The 3,967-nt window shown below is 71.1% G+C and carries 5 protein-coding genes and 1 pseudogene; 1 reads left to right on the top strand and 5 read right to left on the bottom strand.

All coding sequences use genetic code 11. From position 1 onward, the window contains the following. The 3 genes from ACFQ87_RS44980 to ACFQ87_RS44970 all read right to left on the bottom strand — a co-directional run. On the bottom strand, positions 1-159 hold a 159-nt coding region (locus tag ACFQ87_RS44980; RefSeq protein WP_380616839.1), incomplete at its 3' end, for an ATP-binding cassette domain-containing protein. A gap of 168 nt (positions 160-327) precedes the next feature. Continuing rightward, positions 328-1,422, bottom strand: coding sequence for a sugar ABC transporter substrate-binding protein (locus tag ACFQ87_RS44975; protein ID WP_380616838.1), 1,095 nt, complete (start codon positions 1,420-1,422; stop codon positions 328-330). 136 nt (positions 1,423-1,558) lie between these two features. After that, positions 1,559-2,290 carry a zinc ribbon domain-containing protein gene (locus ACFQ87_RS44970; RefSeq protein ID WP_380616837.1) on the bottom strand — a complete coding sequence of 244 codons (732 nt, stop codon included), beginning with the start codon at positions 2,288-2,290 and terminating at the stop codon, positions 1,559-1,561. 10 nt (positions 2,291-2,300) lie between these two features. Between ACFQ87_RS44970 and ACFQ87_RS44965 the strand changes: the two are divergent. Further along, positions 2,301-2,819 (top strand): annotated as a pseudogene (locus ACFQ87_RS44965) (SixA phosphatase family protein); the annotation flags it as partial. A 51-nt stretch (positions 2,820-2,870) separates the two neighbouring features. Here the strand turns inward: ACFQ87_RS44965 and ACFQ87_RS44960 are convergent. Beyond that, complete coding sequence (locus ACFQ87_RS44960) at positions 2,871-3,524, bottom strand: hypothetical protein (RefSeq protein WP_380616836.1); 654 nt, start codon at positions 3,522-3,524, stop codon at positions 2,871-2,873. After that, a partial coding sequence (locus ACFQ87_RS44955) for a zinc ribbon domain-containing protein (protein WP_380616835.1) occupies positions 3,521-3,967 on the bottom strand: 447 nt, incomplete at its 5' end. The genes ACFQ87_RS44955 and ACFQ87_RS44960, both read right to left, overlap by 4 nt.

The following is a 3,967-nucleotide window of genomic DNA, read 5'->3' as shown; positions in this document are numbered from 1 at the left end:
CTTCACCAGCGTGGACTTTCCGGCGCCGTTGTCGCCCACCAGGGCCACCACCTCGCCTGCGTGTACCTCCAGGTGCACGTCGGTCAGTGCCTGGACGGCGCCGAAGCGCTTGGAGATCCCGCGCAACGCCAGTACGGGTGCGCCTGTCACGTGAACCATCTCCTTCTTCCCCGTGCGCGCCGTGATGGTGGGTCGGCGGCCGGGCTGGCCCGCGCGTCGTGCGGCGCAGGGCGGGTGAGCGTCGAAAAGTGGGGTGCCGGGCGGGGCGGGGCCCGCCGCGCGGTGTGGGCGGCGCTCCCCGGGGGTGGGGAGCTCCGCCCGCGCGTGCTACTTCAGGCCGGCGGCGGCGCAGGCGGCGGCGTAGTCCGCCGTGCAGATGTCGGCGGCCTTGTAGAGGCCGTCGGCGATGACCGTGTCCTTGATGTTGTCCTTGGTGACGACCTTGGGGTCGAGCAGCTTGGCCGGGATGCCCTTGTCGGTGGCGCTGTCCACGCTGGCGGCGGCGACGGACTTGACGTCCTTGCCCTGCAGCAGGTCGACGGCCAGTTCGGCGGCGGAGTCGGCGAGCGGCTTGTAGGCCTTGTAGATGGTGTAGGCCTGGTCGCCGTTGACGATGCGCTGGACGGCGTCGAGGCCGGCGTCCTGGCCGCCGACGGGGACCTTGATGCCCGCACCCTGGAGCTGGGTGATGATGGCGCCGGCCATGCCGTCGTTGGCGGAGTAGACGGCCTGGAAGCCGTCCTTGCCGAACTGGGTGATCGCGGCGCCGATCTTCTGGCCGGCCACGGTGGGCTTCCACTCGCCGGACTGCTCGTAGACGACCTTCTTGACCTTGGCGTCGAGGACCTTGTGGGCGCCGGCCTTGAACTGGCCGGCGTTCGGGTCCGCGTCGTCGCCGTTGATCATGACGATGTTGGCGTCGGCGGCCTTGTCCCCGAGGGCGTCGACCAGGGCCTGGCCCTGGAGTTCGCCGACCTTCTCGTTGTCGAAGGAGACGTAGGCGGCGACCGGGCCGGTGGCCAGGCGGTCGTAGGCGACGACCTTCACGCCCTTGTCGGCGGCCTCCTTGACCCAGGCCTGGGTGGAGGTGGCGTCGAAGGCGTCCAGGACGATCACCTTCACGCCCTGGGCGATCAGGGTGTCGAACTGCTGCTTCTGCTTGGCGGCGCTGCCCTCGGCGTTGTTGTAGAGCACCTTGCAGTCCGCACACAGGGCCTTGACCTTGGCCTCGATGAACGGGCGGTCGAACGACTCGTAGCGCGTGGAGGACGCGTTCTCGGGCAGCAGCAGACCGATGGACTTGTTGTCGCCGGAAGCGGCGGAGTCCTTCTTGTCGCCGCCGGCCTTGCCGCACGCGGCCATGGACAGGGCCATCGAGACGGCCGCGGTGGCGATGACGGCGCGACGCATCGTTGCGTTCATGTGGGGGTGCCTCCCTGACGTCGCCGCGACGGTGCGGCGGGGTGGAAGGGAGTCAACCCTTACGCGCCAGATGTAGTCAAGAAGTAAATCCAATACGAGACCATGCCGCGCCTTTTCGTTATCTTCCTGAACACATTCATCGAAGGCGCCATGAACACGGAGAGACGCAGGTCGGAACTGTCAGTAACAGTTGCCGGTGCGGGGTGGGATGCTCGTCGGGCCCGGTCGACCAACTGGGTGCTGGGAGTGACGCCCGGCCACTTGCGGGGCAGATGTGTTCAAGACGTGTCGGATTCGGTGTCCTCCGCAAGCCGGATACGGGCTCCGCGACGGCGGTCCCGCCGGCGGGACGTCCCGGAGCGGCCCGCCCCTGCGACCCGACTCGCCGGCAGGGGCTGGATCCTGACGCCACGTCAGTGACGGTGTGCGAGGACGACTCGGCCGCCGCCTCTCCGCGGGGGCCGACGGGGGAGGCGGCGCCGGGCTGACTAGGCTGAATCCGCACGTCAATGGCCTTGACATCCTCCCCCGGCTGAAGCCAGGGGATTCCTCCCGCGCCTGCGGCACGGGTATCCGTGGTCCGCAGGTCGCCGAGGCGGGTTCCCCGTTCAACGGGCCGCGCCTGGCGTGGGATCGCCACGCCAGGACTTGCCGGCCCTCCAGGGGCGTTTAGCCTGTCCGCCTGCCCGGCGGCCAGGATGTTGCGAGCAGCGTTGAGGTCGCGGTCGTGCAGTACGCCACACGTGCCGCAGGCCCACGCGCGGACCGCGAGGGGCTTGGGTCCGTCGCGGTGCCCGCACTCCGAGCAGAGCTGGGAGGACGGGTACGCGCGGTGCACGACGTGGACGGTGCGCCCGTACGGAACCATGGAGTAGCCCGTGCCCGAGGAGAAGCAGCGCCGGATCGTCCTGGTGCGCCACGCCAAGTCCGACTGGCCCGACGTGGACGACCACGACCGCCCCCTGGCCGAGCGGGGCCGCAAGGCCGCCCCGGCGGCCGGTCGTTGGCTCGCCGACCAGGGCCTCACCCCCGACCTCGCGCTGGTCTCCACCGCGGTGCGCACCCGCGAGACCTGGGCGCTCATGGCCGCCGAACTGCCTACCGAGCCCGAGACCGTCTACGACGGGCGCCTCTACGACGTCGGCCTCGGCGAGCAGCTCATCGCACTGCTCACCGAGACCCCGGACGACGTGGGCACCCTGCTCGTGCTCGGCCACAACCCGGTCATCCACGAGGCGGCCGACACCCTGGCCGGCGAGGCCGAGGACGACGACCAACTGGCCCGGATGCGGGGCCGCTTCCCGACGGCCGCCATCGCGGTGCTGGCCTTCCGGGGGCCCTGGCGGCGCGTCGGGCCCGACGTCGCGCGGCTCACCGCCTACCGCACGCCCCGGGACGCCGCCCGACACCCCGCCCACCCCCGAGGCGGCTGGGGGTCTGTTGCAGGTTTAGACGTGGGTGGTCCTGCTGCTGCCGGCGGTGTGGACGATGGTCAGGGTGGTGCCGTCGTACGTCACCGCCAGGTTCTCCTTGCTGCTGTCGTTGGAGCCGGGCGGCTGCCAGGGCAGGGTGAGCTGGACGCTGTCGCCCACCGTCGCGGGGACGCTGAGGGCCTCGGGGGAGCGGTGTTCGTTGACCAGCGGGCCGGGGCCGTCGAAGAACGTCAGCGACAGGTGCCCGCCGCGCAGCAGGAAGCTGCCGCGCCAGGTGCCGGCCTTGCCGGTCAGGCCGTCCCAGGTGATCGTCCAGCCGCCGTTGCCGCCGCCGTCGGTCTGGACGGTGACCTTGCCGTGCAGGGGCTTGCCCCGGGAGCTGGTGGACTGGAGGGTCCAATTGCCGCGCACGAAGGCGTCGAAGGCGCGGTCGGCGACGGTCGGCTTCGCGGTGGCGGACGGGGTGGTGGTGGGGGCGGGGGAGTCGCCGGAACCGGCGGACGGGGGAGCGGCCTTCCCGCTGTCCGCCGCCTTCCCGCTGTCACCACTGCTGCTGCCGCCGCCGGAGCAGGCGGCGACCAGCGCGGACCCGACGCCGATCGCCAGGTAGCGCAGAGCGTTGCGGCGGCCTATGACGCGGGCTGCGGCGCTCACCTGACGGATGTTCATCCCGTCTCCCCGTTTCGACGTGTGGTTGTTGACTTCCTCCCCGCCCTAAGGACGGGGATCCCGGCCGCGCGTGCCGCACGGGGGCTTCGCCCCGTGCGGGTGCGGCTGGCCGCTGGTTGGCGCTTCACGGACCGGCCAGTGCCGAGGTCTCCACGCCCTGAGACCGCCTGCCCGGCGGCCTTGATGTTCTTTGCGGTGTTCACATCGGCGTGGTCCCGGTGCCCGCAGGCCGCGCACCGGAAGACCGCTTGGCTCTCACGGTTCTCCGGTGCGCGGTGCCCGCAGGAATGGCAGGTTTGCGACGTGTACGCGGGGTTGACCAGCAGCACGCTGCTGCCCGCGTGACGGGCGGCGTTGCGCAGTGCGAGTTCGAGCAGATGCCATCCCTTGTCCAGGATGGCCCGGTTCAGACCGGCCTTGCTCCGGACATTGACGCCGGGGGT

Source organism: Kitasatospora sp. NPDC056531 (assembly GCF_042794375.1).
Taxonomy (GTDB): Bacteria; Actinomycetota; Actinomycetes; order Streptomycetales; family Streptomycetaceae; genus Kitasatospora.
Note: the sequence above shows the minus strand (reverse complement) of the source record. Positions and strands in the feature narration are given on the sequence as shown.